Origin of the sequence: Acinetobacter sp. SH024 (genome assembly GCF_000163635.1) — a bacterium.
In the GTDB taxonomy this organism is placed as follows: Bacteria; Pseudomonadota; Gammaproteobacteria; order Pseudomonadales; family Moraxellaceae; genus Acinetobacter; species Acinetobacter pittii.
The window spans coordinates 737,019-754,806 of record NZ_GG753601.1 but is presented as its reverse complement, the minus strand read 5'-3'; the positions used below and the strand labels follow the sequence as shown (position 1 = coordinate 754,806).

Here is a 17,788-nt window from a genome sequence, read left to right as displayed (position 1 = left end):
GCTTTTTATTTAGGATTTATTTAGCTTAAGCTTGTTGAATACCTGCAACAACCCAGTCTTGCTGAGAGCCAGCAGGCTTAACAAAGTGCCAGATTTCGGTAAACGGTTGTGGCAAGCTGTTTAGATCTTCACTTACTGTACCAGTGAAACGTACGCTTACTACGTATTGACCATTTTCAGTTGCACTGTCTACAACCATCGCATTCAAGTTGCTAAATTCAGCAACGTCCTGATCTTGGTTTTCCATGATGTCGTTATACATAGAACTATAAAGTTCTGGTGTTAAGTAACGGCGAATTTCTTCAATGTTACTTGCAGTATTCATCGATTGGATATGATTAAAACGTTGACGTGCAATACGTAAGAATGCAGCTGGTTCACTACCATCTGGAAGTTGATTGCCATTGCTCGTGGTTACACCACCAAAAGGCGCTTGCGTTGCTGCACCGCCACCCACAGATTGACCAAAGATATTTGTATTATCGCCAGCATTACGTGGAGCTGCTTGTGGTGCAGCAGAACGGCCAAATGGGTTTTGACCGTTGCTATTTGGTGCGTAAGGGTTGTTACCCGCTAATTTTTTTTTTGATCCCAATTTACGGAATACAAAGAAAGCAAGAGCTGCGGCAAGCAATACCCAAATCCAACCTGGGATTCCACCTTTTTTCTCTTCTTGAGCTTGAGCCTGAGTGGCTTGCTGTTCAGTTGATGTCGGTTTGTCATCAGCTAAAGCATTTGCTGCAACAGCACCTACGGCAGCACCAGCCACACCAGCTGCAACCATTGAACCAACGCCTGGACCAGATTTCTGAGGCGCGGTAGTGGTTTGTTGAACTGGAGTCACTTGACGAGGTTGTTGATAAGACTGGCTTGAAGTAGTCGAACGTGCCATACCGTGGCTTTTACCACCACCTGCACGTTTAGCTTCAGCAAGAGGAGAAATTGCTAAAGCAGCCATTAAAATACCGGTAATCAAGCCACGCTGGTGTACTTCCATAGGAAATTCCTGTTTAGAGTTAATTTGTAATAGTATTTATGCAGGCTTTTACTCTAAATTTCAACTATAAAAGTATGTTTTTTTATGTCAATTCATCACTGAGTTGCATAGCTTCTGTCAATGCTTCATGCAAGCGCGCAACAGCAATAACTTGTACGCCCGGAATTGACTTTTGTGGGGCGTTTCCTCTTGGTAAAATGACATATTTAAAGCCATGTTTTGCTGCTTCTTTTAAGCGTTCCTGACCGTTAGGAACAGGGCGAATTTCACCAGAAAGACCAACTTCACCAAAAACTGCAAGCTGTTGGGGCAAGGCTTTGGTACGTAAACTTGAAGCACATGCAAGTAAAACAGCCAAATCAGAACCTGTTTCGGTAATTTTTAAGCCACCTACAATGTTGACGTATACATCTTGTCCAGTGGTTTGCACGCCGCCATGACGATGCATTACAGCAAGCAACATGTTCAAACGGTTTTGTTCAAGACCAAGTGCAACACGTCGTGGTTGTCCTTGAGCATCATCAACTAAAGCTTGCACTTCGACCAAAAGAGGGCGAGTTCCTTCACGGCTAATCATGACAATTGAACCAGGAATCGCTTCATCATAACGACTTAAGAAAATAGCAGAAGGATTGGCCACTTCACGTAAGCCTTTATCAGTCATGCCAAATACGCCAAGCTCATTCACTGCACCAAAACGGTTTTTAACAGCACGAATCATGCGATAGCGAGAGTCTGATTGACCTTCAAAGTAAAGTACGCAGTCCACCATATGCTCTAAAACACGCGGACCTGCCAGTGCACCTTCTTTGGTCACGTGACCAACAATGAATAGTGCCGTGCCACTATTTTTTGCATAACGGGTTAATAAAGCAGCAGATTCACGAATTTGTGAAACCCCACCCGGAGCAGATTGGAGGGTTTCTGTATAAAGTGTTTGAATCGAATCTAGAATAGCGACTACAGGTTTTTCTTGTTCTAAAACTTCACAAATGCGTTCTACACAGGTTTCAGCCATGACTTTTAATTGGTCGGTTGGCAGGTCAAGACGTTGCGCACGAAGAGCTACCTGCGATAAAGATTCCTCACCCGTAATATAAAGTGCAGAGCTTTTTGCGCTTGCCATGTGCGTTGCAGTTTGCAAAAGAATGGTTGATTTACCAATACCGGGGTCACCACCAATTAATACAACAGAACCTGTCACCAAACCGCCGCCAAGCACTCGGTCAAATTCGCTAATGCCTGTAGGTAAGCGGGTTTCATGAGAAACGGAAACTTTATTTAGTGTTGTAATGTTAGCAACTTGACCCGCATAGCCCCCAATTTTTGGACGTGCGCGGTGAGCAGTGGTTGGCTCAAGTTTAACTTCAGTCAGAGAATTCCATTCACCACACTCTGAGCATTGACCAGCCCATTTAAGATGATCGGCACCACATTGCTCGCAACGGTAAACAGTTTTGACTTTGCTCATAAAAAATTGAAATTTTGCTCAATATTATATAAATATAGTTCTTAGGAAGTTCTTCGTTCTTGTTTCCAAAAATTATCATAAAAGATATTGAGGAAATTTGAAGGGATCTTCTAAGGAACTAGTAAGGGAAAGACACCAAAAATAACACGATATTGGATTTTTACAAGTCAGATAAAGTTTGTTTTCAGTGGATATAAAAAATCTAATCTATTCCCCAAGGACGGTGTTTTTACTGGAGTATGTATCTAGCTGTTTATTATAGATATGGCATGGATATTGCTGAAGTGAAAACGAACAAAATAATATGAGTATTGTATTTTAAAAATACAAAAGGTTGATATCTATGAGTGCAGCAGAAATTGTTGATTGGATTAATGGCATTATTTGGAGTAAGGCACTTATTTACCTCTGCTTAGGCGCGGGTTTATTTTTTTCTATTTTGACAAGATTTGTTCAAGTACGTCAAATGAAGGAAATGGCCAGACTATTAATAAAAGGTACTTCTTCAGAACAGGGGATTTCATCATTTCAAGCCTTAGCTGTTTCATTATCGGGACGAGTAGGTGTAGGTAATATTGCGGGTGTAGCGGCAGCAATTGGCTTTGGTGGGCCCGGTGCTGTCTTTTGGATGTGGTTAGTTGCCTTTTTAGGGGCAGGTACTGCATATGTAGAGTCAACTCTAGGACAAATCTATAAAGTTGAATATCAAGGGCAATATCGTGGTGGTCCTGCTTTTTATTTTGATAAAGGTTTAGGTCAGCGTTGGTTAGGAGTTGTGTTTGCTATAGCAGCAATTATTTCTTGTGGTTTGTTCTTACCGGGAATTCAAGCAAATGCTGTGGGTAAGGCATTTACCCAGATTACAGGTGAAGGCGCAATTATATTTGGCGATATCGGTTTATTTAAACTTGTAGCACTTGTGGTGATTGTTGGTTTACTCGCTATCATTATTTTTGGTGGGATTAAACGGATTGCACGCTTTGCTGAATTCGTTGTTCCTTTTATGGCAGCTGGTTATATTCTAATGGCTGTTGTTATTGTTATTGCGAATATTCACGAATTACCTGGTGTAATCAAATTAATTTTTGAAGATGCTTTTTCTCCTATGGCGGGTCTTGGTGCTGCAATCGGTTGGGGGGTAAAACGCGGTGTGTATTCAAATGAGGCGGGACAAGGAACTGGTCCTCATGCGGCGGCTGCGGCTGAAGTTCAACACCCTGCTCAGCAAGGTTTTGTGCAAGCTTTCTCCGTTTATGTTGATACCTTATTCGTCTGCTCTGCAACAGCATTCATGATTTTAATTACAGGTATGTATAACGTACAAGGAACATTAGAAGCTGGTCAATTCATTGTGCAACATGTTGGAGCTACGGTAGAAATAGGTTCTCCTGCATTTACACAAATGGCAGTGAGCACAATGTTTGGTAATTTTGGCCAAATCTTTGTGGCGTTGGCTGTGTTCTTCTTCGCTTTTACAACGATTGTTGCGTATTACTATATTGCTGAAACTAACATTACTTATCTAAGCTATATTACTAAATCTCCATCATTATTATTTGTAACCAAGTGCTTTATTATCCTATCCGTATCTTATGGGGTTTTAAGTGCAACCGGTTATATATGGGGTATTGGTGATATTGGTGTTGGTTTAATGGCATGGATTAATATTGTCGGAATTATTGTGACTTATTTTGTATGGAAGCCAACAATTAAAGCGCTAAGAGATTACGAGGAGCAGCAAAAAGCTGGAGTAAAAGAGTACACATTTGATCCTGTTAAATTAGGAATTAAAAATGCGACATTCTGGGAAGAAAAACTGAAGAATAAGCAAAAGTAAATTTTCAAAAGATAAATTTATTTCTTGATCCTTAATTGAAAAGGCTACCTCACTGGTAGCCTTTTTATATATGCGAAAGTTAAGCAAGTACGACAAAAGTTGACTTGAGAGTCCGTTGTATTGCAGGGGGCTTGTGCGTATTATCGGCCCTAATTGTATGTAGCTTGGAATCATCAGCAATACAGACAAAATTGGTTAGCTGAAAAGTTGTCAAAAAATATACATTTAAAAGATACCTGCAAATGGTGCGATATCGTCTTTTTGATTTGAATTTAGCTAACGGACTAAAAAAATTACTGGAGTGTATTTATCAAATGTCGGATCAAAATCTGAGCGAGCCTCATGAACAAGGTGAGCTCCATCGAAGCCTCTCCAATCGGCATTTACAGCTGATCGCGATTGGTGGTGCAATTGGGACCGGATTATTTATGGGATCAGGCAAAACAATTAGCCTTGCTGGTCCGTCGATCTTATTCATTTATTTGATTATTGGTGTGATGGTGTTTTTTGTCATGCGTGCGCTTGGCGAATTACTTCTTTCAAACCTTGCCTATAAATCATTTATTGACTTCACAACAGATTTAATCGGTCCATGGGCAGGTTATTTTGTAGGGTGGACGTACTGGTTATGTTGGATCACGATTGGTATCGCTGACCTCTCTGCAATTATCTACTACTTACAGTTCTTCAATAATGGTTTACCTTTCTCGCCTGTCGAAGGGGCGATGATCAGTGTTGCCGCGATTGTATTTATTATGGGTTTAAACCTATTAACCGTACGTCTATTTGGTGAGTTAGAGTTCTGGTTTGCGCTCATTAAGATTCTTGCGATTATTATTTTAATCGCTGTGGGTCTATGGATGATCTTTACAGGCTTTACCTCAAGTACAGGTGAAGTTGCATCATTTACTCATCTTTGGGCTAACGGTGGCTTCTTCCCAACAGGTGTACATGGTTTCTTGGCAGGCTTCCAGATTGCAATCTTTGCTTTTGTTGGTGTGGAACTTGTGGGAACAACGGCTGCGGAAACGAAAGATCCAGCACGTAACTTACCAAAAGCAATTAACTCAATTCCAATCCGTATCATTATTTTCTACGTATTGGCATTGTTGATTGTGATGTCTGTAACACCTTGGAATAAAATTGATCCAGCGATCAGTCCATTTGTAAACTTGTTTAGTCAAGCAGGTGTGGCAGCAGCAGCGATTTTGATGAACTTGGTGGTATTGTCATCAGTGATGTCATCAATGAACAGTGGTGTCTTCTCAACAAGCCGTATGTTATTTGGTTTATCTCGTGAAGATCAGGGTCCAAAAGCTTTTGGTAAATTGAACAGACGTGCGGTACCGGCAAATGCATTGTATTTCTCTGCGGCATGTTTATTGTTAGGTGCGGCATTACAGTATTTTGTACCAAATACAGTTGAGGCATTTACACTTGCAACAACGCTTTCAACGATTCTGTTCATTTGCGTGTGGTTACTCATTATCTGGAGTTATATCCGTTACTACACTACGCGTCCTGAGCTACATGCAAAATCAACATTTAAATTGCCAGGTGGCTTATTTACATGTTGGATCACGATTATTTTCTTTATTGGCATGATTTATGTGCTGTCTTTAGAACCAGATACGTTCAAAGCGCTGAAAGTCAGCCCAATTTGGTTTGTTATCTTGATCATTGGTTATTTCTTCTTCTATAAACCACGTCATAAAAAGTAATTAAATTTATTTGGTTATGATCAAACGCCGGCTGAAAAGCTGGCGTTTTTTATGCATATTGTTTTTCTCTTTAAGTTTACTCTTTAGCCGCCTGCATGATCACGGTATACTGCATCGAATTGTTTAAATCAGGTGCTCAGATGCGTCGTGTCATTTGCCTCATCAGTTTATTGAGCAGCAGTATTTTGCTTAGCGCTTGTGGTCAGTCAGGAGCATTACAGCTACCTTCTGATCCGAATTATGACAAACGTGCGAAATACTTGCTCTATCGTAATAAAGAACAGAAACAAGTTGTTCAACAGGATGAGCAGGCTGAACAGCCAGTTGAATCATCAGCCCCAACCCAAACAACTTCACCTTAAGCTTTGAAATAAGGACACATTCATGAGTTTCACTCGCATTAATGGAGTATTGCATGCAGAGCAATGTTCTATGGAGCAGCTTGCGCAGCAATTTGGCACCCCTTTGTATGTTTATTCAAAAGCAGCTTTTGAAAAACATTACTTAGATATGGACCGTGCTTTTGATTTTATTGATCATCAAATCTGTTTTGCGGTGAAATCTAACTCAAATATAGCTGTTCTTAATGTGTTGGCAAAACTTGGTGCTGGTTTTGATATCGTATCAGGTGGTGAACTTGCACGCGTTTTAAAAGCGGGGGGAGATGCATCTAAAGTTGTTTTTTCTGGTTTGGGTAAAACCGAAGCCGATATCGAAACATCGTTAAATGTAGGCATTGCTTGCTTTAACGTTGAGTCTTATGCAGAACTAGACCGTCTTCAAAAGGTTGCAGCTCGTATAGGCAAAAAAGCGCCAATTTCTTTACGTGTAAATCCAGACGTAGATGCAAAAACTCATCCTTATATTTCAACAGGTTTAAAAGAAAATAAATTTGGTATTCCAAGTGATACCGTTTATGAAACTTATCAATATGCTGCATCTTTGCCAAACCTTGAAATCATTGGAATTGACTGCCACATTGGTTCGCAATTGACCGAGACTAAACCGTTTGTTGACGCTTTAGATCGTGTCATGTTAATGATCGAAGAATTGAAAAAACTTGGTATTACTCTTAAACACATCGATATTGGTGGTGGTTTGGGTGTTTGTTATAAAGATGAAACACCACCAAGTGTTGAAGAATATGCCAACTCAATGAAACCTGCTTTAGAAAAATTAGGTCTCAAGGTTTATATGGAACCAGGTCGTAGTATTAGTGCAAATGCAGGTGTGCTTTTAACTAAAGTTGATTTGCTCAAGCCAACGAGCCACCGTAACTTTGCCATTATTGATGCAGCAATGAATGATTTAATTCGCCCTGCTTTATATGAAGCTTGGATGGATATCCAACCTGTAGTGCCAAGTTCAGATACTGAAGAAAAAACTTGGGATCTCGTTGGAGCAATCTGTGAAACAGGTGACTTCATTGGTAAAGATCGTTCATTGGCTTTAAAAGAAAATGACTTGTTAGCTGTTCTTGGCGCTGGCGCTTATGGTTTTGTAATGAGTTCAAATTACAATACACGTGGCCGTGCTGCAGAAGTGATGGTATCAGGCGATAAAGCCCATTTGATTCGTGAGCGTGAAACGGTTGAATCCCTTTGGGAAAATGAACGCTTATTGCCTGAGGAGTAAATGAAATGTTGTTAGAATTTACTAAAATGCATGGCCTAGGCAATGACTTTATGGTGGTTGATCTAATCAGCCAACGTGCCTATTTGGATACAGAAACAATTCAACGCTTAGCCGATCGTCATTTTGGCATTGGTTTTGATCAGCTTTTAATTGTTGAACCGCCAGATTTACCGGAAGCAGATTTTAAATATCGTATTTTTAATGCAGATGGTTCTGAAGTTGAACAATGTGGTAATGGTGTACGCTGTTTTGCTCGTTTTGTACATGAGCGCCATTTAACAACCAAAACAAGTATTACTGTCCAAACCAAAGCAGGTATTGTAAAACCTGAATTGGGACAAAATGGTTGGGTTCGCGTCAATATGGGCTACCCGAAATTTTTGCCGAATGAAATTCCATTCATTGCAGAACAACCAGAAGCTTTATATACACTTGAGTTAGCTAACGACCAGAACATTAATATTGATGTGGTCAATATGGGCAATCCTCACGCTGTCACTATTGTTCCAGATGTATTAACTGCAGATGTTGCTGGCATTGGTCCACAAGTTGAGTCACATAAACGTTTCCCTGAACGTGTTAATGCTGGCTTTATGCAAGTAATTGATGAAAAACATGTTCGCTTACGTGTATTTGAGCGTGGTGTTGGTGAAACACTTGCATGTGGTACAGGTGCTTGTGCTGCTGCGGTAAGTGGTATGCGCCGTGGCTTACTTGCGAACTCAGTTGAAGTTGAACTTGCTGGCGGTAAGTTACAAATTGAATGGCAAGAAGGCGATGTGGTTTGGATGACTGGTCCAACAACTCATGTATATGATGGGCGTTTGGATTTACGTTATTTTCAAGGTTAATAGCATTACCTAAATAGAAGCCTCTTTTCATCAGCTAAAGTGATAAAAGAGGCTTTCTTTTATATGTACAATAATATTTGATTTAATTATCTTTTACTCAAAGCTAATTTCAAAGCAAACAACACAAAAATACTGCCAGTAATTCGGTCCATATATTTCACAAATTTAGGTTGCTTAAGATAACGTGACAGTGGCTGCATAGCCAAAATTAATAAAGTTGACCATAGCATTCCAATCACCACATGAATCATTACCAGTCCCATCACCCAAGTAACTGCCGATGCTTGTGGTGGAATAAACTGTGGAAGAAATGAAATATAAAAAATACCAACTTTGGGATTAAGTAAATTACCCAAAAAACCCTTAATAAACCAATTCTGTGAAGAGGGGACATTTGAGTTGCTTTCTTGCATGTTTGCAAGCTGGCTACGTGGTTTTAAAATCATATTTAAACCTAACCATGCTAGATAAGCTGCTCCCATCCATTTTAGAATATTAAAAGCGAGATCAGATGCCATGAGCAAAGCACCTAGACCACAGGCAACCACAATTCCCCATACAATACAGCCAAGGCTAATGCCGACCGCTGTTTGAAACGCTTTCGATTTACCTTCAAGTGTTGCTGTACGAATAATTAAAGTCGTATCCAGACCCGGGGTCAGTGTAAGTAAGGTAATCGCAATTAAATAAGGGATGAGTATGGTGGTCATGGCGGCATGGTCCAATGAATACTTGGTTTAAATTGTAATATATAAATTAGATCAGCATTAGGTTGTGCGATATCAAATTTTCATGATCACATAGTTTTTGGTACACTCAAAAAAATGAGCAAATAAATGGAGAGCAATTTGGATTTTGCATTACAACTGCTCTCAATGTGGTTAAAAGAAAGAAAAATACAGAATCAATCTGAGCACACGATTAATGCTTATGAAAGAGATGTTAAAAGCTTTCTTGAGTTCTGCGAGCACAAACAACTAGATTTGAGAAATATTGAAGCTTCAGATTTAAGAGAGTACTTAGCGCAGCGTGTCGAACAGGACCAGTTAAGTTCAAGTAGCATGCAACGTCATCTCACCTCAATTCGTCAATTTATGAAGTGGGCTGAACAAGGTAAATATCTAGAAATTAATCCTACCGACGATTTTAAGTTAAAACGCCAACCTAGACCTTTGCCCGGCATGATCGACATAGAAACGGTTAATCAAATTTTGGATCAACCTATGCCAGAAAAACCAGTTGATCAGCAACTGTGGTTAAGAGATAAAGCGATGCTCGAGTTACTTTACTCAAGTGGTTTACGTTTGGCTGAATTGCAGGGATTAACTGTTAAAGATGTAGATTTTAATCGCCAACTTGTTCGTATTACTGGTAAAGGAAATAAAACCCGTATTGTACCGTTTGGGAAAAAAGCAAAAGAAAGCCTATTGAACTGGTTGAAAGTTTATAAAATTTGGAAAGGACATTTTGATCAAAATGATTCTGTTTTTATTTCCTTGCGAGGAGGAGCGCTCACTCCAAGGCAAATTGAAAAACGAGTGAAGCTTCAGGCACAAAGAGCAGGTGTAAATGTCGATTTACATCCGCATTTATTACGTCATTGTTTTGCTAGCCATATGTTATCAAGTAGTGGTGATTTGCGATCAGTACAAGAAATGTTAGGTCACAGTAATTTATCTACCACACAAATTTATACCCATATTGATTTCGATCATTTGGCACAAGTGTATGATCAAGCTCATCCAAGGGCACATAAAAACTAAAATTTAAAAATAGACTCAATAAATAGATAATTAAATTGATAAGTTTTAGGTGAATGTAGAGATCATTTGTATTTTTTTACAAATTTGTTTAAGAGAAATAAGGGAAACTACCCAATTGACAATTTTGATCTTTGAGTATTTTGTGGACGACTGGGTCTAAAAAACGTCGGATTTATGGTTTTTAAAAGTAATCTTATGTTTCTAGCTAATATGCTAAATAAGATAAAAAGATAATAAAAATCAATGTATAAAATAGAGTTTAAAAAGAATAAAATAGGCCTTCATAGCAGTCTAAAATTTTTTTATGAACTGATGATTTCATTTTTTTTGTGCTGTTCCAGAAAATTGTGACTTGACCGAAATGCCAAACACATTGCAAGATAGGGTACCTAAAAAATTTTAATTGAAGAGTTAATATACTTTTCTCAACATTTACTTTTGCTAGAACAGCCGAGGATTACATGAAGGCTCTTGTTGCTGTAAAACGCGTGGTTGATGCCAACGTTAAAGTTCGTGTTAAGCCGGACAATAGTGGGGTTGACCTTACCAACGTAAAAATGTCAATTAACCCATTTTGTGAAATCGCAGTGGAAGAAGCGGTTCGCTTAAAAGAAAAAGGAACAGTATCAGAAATCGTTGTTGTTTCTGTTGGTCCTAAAGAAGCTCAAGAACAAATCCGTTCTGCAATGGCTCTAGGCGCAGACCGTGGTATTTTGGTTGAAACTACTGATGAAATTGGCGCTTTAGAAGTTGCTAAAATTTTAAAAGGTGTTGTTGAAGCTGAAAAACCAGAACTTATCCTTCTTGGTAAACAAGCAATTGATGATGACTCTAACCAAGTAGGTCAAATGCTTGGTGCATTATTAGGTGCTGGTCAAGGTACATTCGCTTCTGAAGTGAAAGTTGATGGCGGTAAAGTACAAGTGACTCGTGAAGTTGACGGTGGTTTACAAACTGTTGAACTTACACTTCCTGCAATCATCACGACTGACTTGCGTTTGAACGAGCCACGTTATGCAGCATTGCCTAACATCATGAAAGCTCGTAAGAAGCCACTTGATACTAAATCTCCTGCGGATTATGGCGTTACAGCTGGTACTAAGCTTAAAACTGTTAAAGTTGAAGCTCCAGCAGAACGTAAAGCTGGCGTACAAGTGAAATCTGTAGATGAGCTTGTTGAAAAATTGAAAAATGAAGCGAAAGTAATCTAATACGGAAGGATAAAATCATGAGTATTTTAGTTATCGCTGACCACAACAACCAAGTACTTAACGGTGCTACTTTAAACGTTGTTGCTGCAGCACAAAAAATCGGTGGTGATATTACTGTATTAGTTGCTGGTTCTGGTGCTCAAGCAGTTGCTGATGCTGCTGCTAAAGTTGCTGGTGTAAGCAAAGTTTTACTTGCTGACAACGCTGCTTATGCAAACCAATTAGCTGAAAACGTAGCTGGCTTAGTTGCTGACTTGGCTAAAGGTTACAAATACGTTTTAGCTGCTTCTACAACGACTGGTAAGAACATTCTTCCACGTGTTGCTGCTCTTCTTGATGTAAGCATGATCACAGATATCATTTCTGTTGAATCTGCGAACACATTCAAGCGTCCTATCTATGCAGGTAACGCGATTGCAACTGTTCAATCTGACGAAGCAATCATTGTTGGTACTGTTCGTGGTACAGCATTTGATCCAGTTGCTGCGGAAGGCGGTTCAGCTGCTGTTGAAACAGTTGGCGAAGTAAAAGATGCGGGTATTTCTCACTTCGTATCTGAAGAAATCGTTAAGCTTGATCGTCCAGAATTAACTGCGGCTCGCATCGTAGTTTCTGGTGGTCGTGGGGTAGGTTCTGGTGAGAACTACCATAAAGTACTTGATCCATTAGCTGACAAGCTTGGTGCAGCACAAGGTGCTTCACGTGCAGCAGTTGATGCGGGCTTTGTACCTAACGATTTCCAAGTTGGTCAAACTGGTAAAATCGTTGCGCCTGAGCTTTATGTTGCTGTAGGTATTTCTGGTGCGATCCAGCATTTAGCTGGTATGAAAGATTCTAAAGTTATTGTTGCAATCAACAAAGACGAAGAAGCGCCAATCAACAGTGTTGCTGACTACTGGTTAGTTGGTGATTTGAACACTGTAGTACCAGAATTGGTATCTAAACTTTAATCTTTACTGATTACAGCTAAAAAACCCTTAGTTTTTACTAGGGGTTTTTTTATTATGGATAGTGTCCTGAAATGTATAACTGAGACTTTTATTTCATTTGAGGTTTGATTTTTATAGAATAAAAATCACATAGTTTTATTAAGAATAGAACATGCTCGTTATAGCGATATGATAAGAATAATATGCAATTAAATTATACAAATATCACCAGATTAGCAGTGTAGATTCCGCACATTACAAAGTGCTTTTATGCTATAGTATACAGCTATATTTTTTTCGATTTTAGTTCAGTTTCCGGAACTAAATTTTTTGCAAGATCAAGACATATAAGCAGATGGAAATTTCTATCTGTAAGAAGGAGTATGCATGAGCGTATCGGAAATCCGACCGATTGCCATTGAGGACGAACTCAAGCATTCATATTTAGATTACGCGATGAGTGTAATCGTATCTCGTGCATTGCCGGATGTGAGAGACGGTCTGAAACCTGTTCACCGTCGTGTGCTTTATGCCATGCACGAATTGGGCAATGACTATAACAAAGCCTACAAGAAATCTGCGCGTGTTGTTGGGGACGTAATCGGTAAATATCACCCTCATGGTGACTCAGCTGTTTATGAAACCATTGTACGTATGGCTCAGGACTTTAGCTTACGTTATTTATTGGTAGATGGTCAGGGTAACTTCGGTTCGATTGATGGTGATAGCGCAGCTGCGATGCGTTATACCGAAGTCCGTATGACCAAGCTTGCACACGAGCTTCTTGCAGATCTAGAAAAAGACACGGTTGACTGGGAAGATAACTACGACGGATCTGAGCGTATTCCTGAAGTACTTCCGACACGTGTTCCTAACTTGTTAATTAATGGCGCTGCTGGTATTGCCGTAGGTATGGCAACCAACATGGCACCGCATAACATGACAGAAGTGGTGAATGCGTGCTTAGCCTATGCTGACAATCCGAACATCTCGATTGAAGGATTGATGGAATACATTACGGGTCCTGACTTCCCTACAGGCGGTATTATTTACGGTAAATCAGGTATTGTTGATGCCTACCGTACAGGTAAAGGCCGCTTACATATTCGTGGTAAGTACCATTTCGAAGAAGATGAAAAGACAGGCCGTACAACCATCGTCTTTACTGAAATTCCATATCAAGTAAACAAAGCAAGAGTTATTGAGCGTATTGCCGAGTTAGTGAAAGAGAAAAAACTTGAAGGTATTTCAGAACTTCGCGATGAGTCTGACAAAGAAGGTATGCGTATTGCAATTGACTTAAAACGCGGTGAAAACGCCGAAGTCGTTGTAAATAACTTATTCTTAAATACCCAGCTTGAGAACTCATTCAGCATCAACATGGTTTGTCTTGATAATGGACAACCAAAATTGATGAATCTGAAAGATATTATTGCGGCATTTATCCGTCACCGCCAAGAAGTTGTGACACGCCGTACTATGTTCGAGCTGCGTAAAGCACGTGAACGTGGTCATATCTTAGAAGGCTTAACAGTTGCTTTAGCCAATATCGATGAAATTATCGAGACGATTAAAACTTCTGCTAACCCTGCTGAAGCGCGTGAGCGTTTACTTGCAGGTGAGTGGGCAGGTGGTGGTGTCGTTTCATTGCTTGAAAAAGCTGGCGCAATTTCTGTTCGTCCAGATGAAATCGAAGGTGAAGATCCAAATCGTCCATTTGGTCTAACCGATTCAATTTACCGTTTATCACCAACACAAGTAGGCGCAATTTTAGAATTACGTTTACACCGTTTAACAGGTCTTGAACAAGACAAATTACATGCAGAATATACTGAAATCTTAGGTCAAATCGCTGAACTTACTGCAATTTTGAATGATTTTAATTTATTGATGGCTGTAATTCGCGAAGAATTAGCACTGGTACTACAACAGTATGGTGATGGACGTCGCACTGAAATTATTGAATCACGTATTGATTTTAGCCGTGAAGATTTAATTCCTGAAGAGCAAGTTGTATTAACAGTTTCACAAACAGGTTACGCAAAAACTCAACCACTTTCAGACTATCAGGCTCAGCGCCGTGGTGGACGTGGTAAGTCTGCAACTTCAATGAAAGATGATGACTTTATTCAACATCTCATTGTAGCTTCAAACCATGCGACTGTGCTGTGCTTTACCAACGTAGGTAAAGTATATCGTCTTCGTGTGTTTGAAGTGCCTCAAGCATCACGTGGTGCCAAAGGTCGTCCGATTGTGAACTTGTTACCTTTAGATGCGAATGAAACAGTAACAGCTATCTTGCCGTTGAATGAGTTCCCAGAAAACCATTACGTATTTATGGCGACAGCATCAGGTACGGTTAAACGTGTTGATTTAGAGCAATTCGCTAATATCCGTTCAAATGGTTTACGCGCAATTGAACTCAATGAAGAAGATACCTTAATTGGTGTTGCGATTACTGATGGTAATCAGCAAATCATGTTGTTCTCGAACGAAGGTAAGGCAATTCGTTTTGCTGAGACTGACGTACGTGCAATGGGCCGTACTGCGAAAGGTGTTCGTGGTATGCGCGTGAGCTTTGCAAGCAGTACTTTAAGTGAAGAAGATGCAGAAGTTGAAAATGATGAATCAGATGACAATGACGATTCAGCAGATTCAAATTTAGTAAGCCGTATCGTATCGCTTGTAGTTGTACCTGAAACAGGTGAAGTACTGTGTGCAAGTGCTAACGGTTACGGTAAACGTACTCCAGTAAATGACTTCCCGACTAAGAAACGTGGCGGTAAGGGTGTCATTGCGATTAAGACAAGCGAACGTAACGGTGAGCTTGTTGGTGCAGTGTCTATTGACGAAACCAAAGAATTGTTACTTATTTCTGATGGCGGTACATTAGTTCGTACCCGTGCAGCAGAAGTTGCGATGACTGGTCGTAATGCACAAGGTGTACGCCTAATTCGCTTAAGCGAAGAAGAAACTCTAGTAGGTGTTGTGTCTATTGAAGCTGTCGAAGATGAAGAAGAGTTTCTCGAAGGCGAAGTAGATACTACTGAAACTGATAGCGAAGAAGTTGTATCAAATAATGAAGATGCTTCTGAAGAGTAAGTAAAACTTAAATAAAAAAGGAAGCATAAGCTTCCTTTTTTATTTTATGAAGAAGATTTTTTAACAAGCCGATAATAAGATAAACTCACCAATATTAATCCAAGGGTCCCAAGAAAAATCAGCTTTGGTACAACCGTGGCTAATGGAACACCCATCTGGTTAAGTTGCACAAACATTTGTACCCCATGTGTGGAAGGTAAACACCACGCAAGCCATTGTAACCATTCAGGCATGGCTTGATGAGGCCAAGCAGCTCCGGTTAATAAGAATAAAGGTACTGAGCTAAACACAATAATATGTCCGGCACGTTCCGGCATATCTAAAAGTGAACCGATCAGCATGCCTAATCCAATCACACAACTAATAAAAATTGGAACGGCAATGAGTAGACCTATAAAATTTCCACCGTGTGGATAGTCATTGAACCACAAGGTAAAACCAAAAAGATAAAAACACCCTAAACAACCAATCGTAAATATACTTGCGAAAACTCCAGCGAGGCGAACAGCTGTAATCTTTTCACGTTGCTCACTATAGCTAGCTATTAACATTGCCAAACCTAGCACAATCGTTTGATGAATAATTAACGATGCCACAGCCGGAAAAATATAACTTCCATATCCTGAAAGTGGATTAAATAACGGCACTTGATGAATAGAAAGCGCTGGCTGGAAATGAGTGCGCTGTCCAAATTTTTCAATATATTCTTTTAATGTAGCTTCTATCGAGGTTGCTAGACCTAAACCAATTTCTTTAGTTTTTAAAAAGTTGGTTGTGCTTAAGTATAAGCCGATTCCACCTGTTTCTCCTCTGCGTAAGCTTTGGGTTAAGTTATTTGGTAAAAGTAAAATACCATCGGCTTTTTGCTCACGTACCATTTGTTCAGCTTGTAAAAAATTGCTGGTAACGGTAACGATATGAACATGGGGGCTATTTGCACTTTGGCCAATCAATTGAGAAGTTAAGAGGCTTTGTTCTTCATCAACAATCACAATTGGAATAGATTCTGCACGCTCAGCTTTATAGGCGGTAGGATAAAAAAAGCTATAAAGAATGACCGATAAAATCAGAGTTGTGAAAACTGAGCTATTACTTACAATGTCTTTAAATGTTTGCCCATAAGCCTTAAAGAATTCTTTCATTGTGTTGCCCCTCGAACTAATTTTTTAAGCAATAGACAACTTAAAAAGAAGTAAATCAGGCAATAACCGATGAGTATTAAAAAAGGAATCATTGAAATGAAAACTGGACTGCCGATCACCCATTGTTCGGTTTGAAGCTTGGCATAAGGGGTATAAGGAATAATGAGTGACCAAAACTTGGTGAAAATAGGTGCATTATTTAAAGGTAGCGTAACGCCTGCGAAACTTAAAGAAGACCCACCATATACCGCGATAAAGCCAAAAGTTTTACTTAAATTTTTGGTTGCAAGAATGACGGTGCTACTAATCAAAGCGTAAGCAAAATAAAGTAAAAACTGTGCACATAATAATAAACTAAGAGAACCTGCTACGAACCAGCCACGGATTTCGACTAGCCAAAACATCCATACCCATGTCCATGCACAAAATATAAGGCTATAAAGCAGATTTTTAGCCAGTAAGCCTTGAATAAAACTTTCTCGGTTTACCCATGCTGTTAATGTGCCACGTTTAAGCTCTTGTCCAATAGCAAAGGCAACACAGCAACATAACAATAAGTGCAATACAGCAGGAACCATGAAAGGTTCTAAATAAAACTCATAACTCATACTTGGATTATAAAGCGTTGAGATTTTGACATGAGCTGTAGGAACATCTAAATAGGGAATACTATTTACAAGATAACTTTGACCAGCATAGTCTGCTAAAGCATTGAGGGTACTGACCAACATTGCGGAAGAAATGGTATTTCCGACACTAAAAAAAGACTGGTTAAATGCAATGCTGATTTGAGCATCTTGTGCTTTCACAAAGCGTTTTTCAGCGCCGTCTGGAATAAAAACATAACCCCATATTTTAGTTTCATTGAGTAGTTGTTCAGCCTCAGCAGAGCTTGCCGTAATTGTTTTAATGTCTACTGTATGATTCAACGAAAGATACTTTTCAATATTACGGCTGAGTTCACTTTGGTCTTGATCAATAATCGCAATTGGTAAGTGTTCAGCTTTACCTGCGTAAAACATGCTGCTAAACATGAAAATGATAAAAGCAGGGATAAGTGTCACCATACACAAATCCCATTTATTACTTTTTAGATAGTTTAGTTCCCGTAATATACTGGCAAACATGC

The 17,788-nt window shown here is 39.5% G+C and carries 14 protein-coding genes; 9 read left to right on the top strand and 5 right to left on the bottom strand.

What is annotated here, in order from left to right:
• Positions 1-25: 25 nt before the first annotated feature.
• Both HMPREF0013_RS16095 and radA read right to left on the bottom strand, forming a co-directional pair.
• Positions 26-997, bottom strand: coding sequence for a Tim44 domain-containing protein (locus HMPREF0013_RS16095; protein WP_002118912.1), 972 nt, complete (start codon positions 995-997; stop codon positions 26-28).
• 82 nt (positions 998-1,079) lie between these two features.
• A complete protein-coding gene (gene radA / locus HMPREF0013_RS16090) occupies positions 1,080-2,468 on the bottom strand; it encodes a DNA repair protein RadA (RefSeq protein WP_002118367.1) in 1,389 nt (462 codons plus the stop codon).
• Positions 2,469-2,811: 343 nt separating this feature from the next.
• Between radA and HMPREF0013_RS16085 the strand changes: the two genes are divergently transcribed.
• The 5 genes from HMPREF0013_RS16085 (at position 2,812) to dapF (ending at position 8,512) form a co-directional block, all read left to right on the top strand.
• Positions 2,812-4,305, top strand: a complete 1,494-nt coding sequence (locus HMPREF0013_RS16085) for an alanine/glycine:cation symporter family protein (RefSeq protein WP_002118565.1) — start codon at positions 2,812-2,814, stop codon at positions 4,303-4,305.
• A 314-nt stretch (positions 4,306-4,619) separates the two neighbouring features.
• Positions 4,620-6,026 (top strand): amino acid permease, encoded by a 1,407-nt coding sequence (locus tag HMPREF0013_RS16080; RefSeq protein WP_005803866.1) that lies wholly within the window; start codon positions 4,620-4,622, stop codon positions 6,024-6,026.
• Between the two features lie 140 nt (positions 6,027-6,166).
• Positions 6,167-6,388 carry an LPS translocon maturation chaperone LptM gene (gene lptM, locus HMPREF0013_RS16075; protein ID WP_002118887.1) on the top strand — a complete coding sequence of 74 codons (222 nt, stop codon included), beginning with the start codon at positions 6,167-6,169 and terminating at the stop codon, positions 6,386-6,388.
• Between the two features lie 22 nt (positions 6,389-6,410).
• Positions 6,411-7,661, top strand: a complete 1,251-nt coding sequence (gene lysA / locus HMPREF0013_RS16070; protein ID WP_002118492.1) for a diaminopimelate decarboxylase — start codon at positions 6,411-6,413, stop codon at positions 7,659-7,661.
• Positions 7,662-7,666: 5 nt separating this feature from the next.
• Complete coding sequence (gene dapF / locus HMPREF0013_RS16065; RefSeq protein ID WP_002118553.1) at positions 7,667-8,512, top strand: diaminopimelate epimerase; 846 nt, start codon at positions 7,667-7,669, stop codon at positions 8,510-8,512.
• Between the two features lie 86 nt (positions 8,513-8,598).
• Here dapF and HMPREF0013_RS16060 read toward each other — a convergent pair whose 3' ends face one another.
• On the bottom strand, positions 8,599-9,222 hold the full coding sequence (locus HMPREF0013_RS16060; RefSeq protein WP_002118658.1) for a LysE family translocator: 624 nt from the start codon (positions 9,220-9,222) through the stop codon (positions 8,599-8,601).
• Between the two features lie 165 nt (positions 9,223-9,387).
• Here HMPREF0013_RS16060 and xerA point away from each other — a divergent pair, with 165 nt between their 5' ends.
• From xerA to gyrA, 4 genes are all read left to right on the top strand, one after another.
• Positions 9,388-10,275, top strand: a complete 888-nt coding sequence (xerA, locus tag HMPREF0013_RS16055; protein ID WP_078210288.1) for a site-specific tyrosine recombinase/integron integrase — start codon at positions 9,388-9,390, stop codon at positions 10,273-10,275.
• Positions 10,276-10,736: 461 nt separating this feature from the next.
• Positions 10,737-11,486, top strand: coding sequence for an electron transfer flavoprotein subunit beta/FixA family protein (locus HMPREF0013_RS16050; RefSeq protein WP_002118903.1), 750 nt, complete (start codon positions 10,737-10,739; stop codon positions 11,484-11,486).
• A gap of 17 nt (positions 11,487-11,503) precedes the next feature.
• Complete coding sequence (locus HMPREF0013_RS16045) at positions 11,504-12,436, top strand: electron transfer flavoprotein subunit alpha/FixB family protein (protein ID WP_002118921.1); 933 nt, start codon at positions 11,504-11,506, stop codon at positions 12,434-12,436.
• Positions 12,437-12,802: 366 nt separating this feature from the next.
• Positions 12,803-15,517, top strand: a complete 2,715-nt coding sequence (gene gyrA, locus HMPREF0013_RS16040) for a DNA gyrase subunit A (protein ID WP_002118662.1) — start codon at positions 12,803-12,805, stop codon at positions 15,515-15,517.
• A 44-nt stretch (positions 15,518-15,561) separates the two neighbouring features.
• On the opposite strand, the gene HMPREF0013_RS16035 is transcribed toward gyrA, so the two are convergent.
• Positions 15,562-16,659 (bottom strand): ABC transporter permease, encoded by a 1,098-nt coding sequence (locus tag HMPREF0013_RS16035; RefSeq protein WP_002118881.1) that lies wholly within the window; start codon positions 16,657-16,659, stop codon positions 15,562-15,564.
• Complete coding sequence (locus HMPREF0013_RS16030; protein WP_180752373.1) at positions 16,656-17,786, bottom strand: ABC transporter permease; 1,131 nt, start codon at positions 17,784-17,786, stop codon at positions 16,656-16,658. The genes HMPREF0013_RS16035 and HMPREF0013_RS16030 overlap by 4 nt, the downstream gene beginning before the upstream one ends.
• Positions 17,787-17,788 lie beyond the last annotated feature (2 nt).

Bases quoted from the DNA above. Each gene is read 5' to 3' on its own strand.
- HMPREF0013_RS16095 (WP_002118912.1), bottom strand. From the start codon at position 997: ATGGAAGTACACCAGCGTGGCTTGATTACCGGTATTTTAATGGCTGCT.
- radA (WP_002118367.1), bottom strand. From the start codon at position 2,468: ATGAGCAAAGTCAAAACTGTTTACCGTTGCGAGCAATGTGGTGCCGAT.
- HMPREF0013_RS16085 (WP_002118565.1), top strand. From the start codon at position 2,812: ATGAGTGCAGCAGAAATTGTTGATTGGATTAATGGCATTATTTGGAGT.
- HMPREF0013_RS16080 (WP_005803866.1), top strand. From the start codon at position 4,620: ATGTCGGATCAAAATCTGAGCGAGCCTCATGAACAAGGTGAGCTCCAT.
- lptM (WP_002118887.1), top strand. From the start codon at position 6,167: ATGCGTCGTGTCATTTGCCTCATCAGTTTATTGAGCAGCAGTATTTTG.
- lysA (WP_002118492.1), top strand. From the start codon at position 6,411: ATGAGTTTCACTCGCATTAATGGAGTATTGCATGCAGAGCAATGTTCT.
- dapF (WP_002118553.1), top strand. From the start codon at position 7,667: ATGTTGTTAGAATTTACTAAAATGCATGGCCTAGGCAATGACTTTATG.
- HMPREF0013_RS16060 (WP_002118658.1), bottom strand. From the start codon at position 9,222: ATGACCACCATACTCATCCCTTATTTAATTGCGATTACCTTACTTACA.
- xerA (WP_078210288.1), top strand. From the start codon at position 9,388: ATGTGGTTAAAAGAAAGAAAAATACAGAATCAATCTGAGCACACGATT.
- HMPREF0013_RS16050 (WP_002118903.1), top strand. From the start codon at position 10,737: ATGAAGGCTCTTGTTGCTGTAAAACGCGTGGTTGATGCCAACGTTAAA.
- HMPREF0013_RS16045 (WP_002118921.1), top strand. From the start codon at position 11,504: ATGAGTATTTTAGTTATCGCTGACCACAACAACCAAGTACTTAACGGT.
- gyrA (WP_002118662.1), top strand. From the start codon at position 12,803: ATGAGCGTATCGGAAATCCGACCGATTGCCATTGAGGACGAACTCAAG.
- HMPREF0013_RS16035 (WP_002118881.1), bottom strand. From the start codon at position 16,659: ATGAAAGAATTCTTTAAGGCTTATGGGCAAACATTTAAAGACATTGTA.
- HMPREF0013_RS16030 (WP_180752373.1), bottom strand. From the start codon at position 17,786: ATGTTTGCCAGTATATTACGGGAACTAAACTATCTAAAAAGTAATAAA.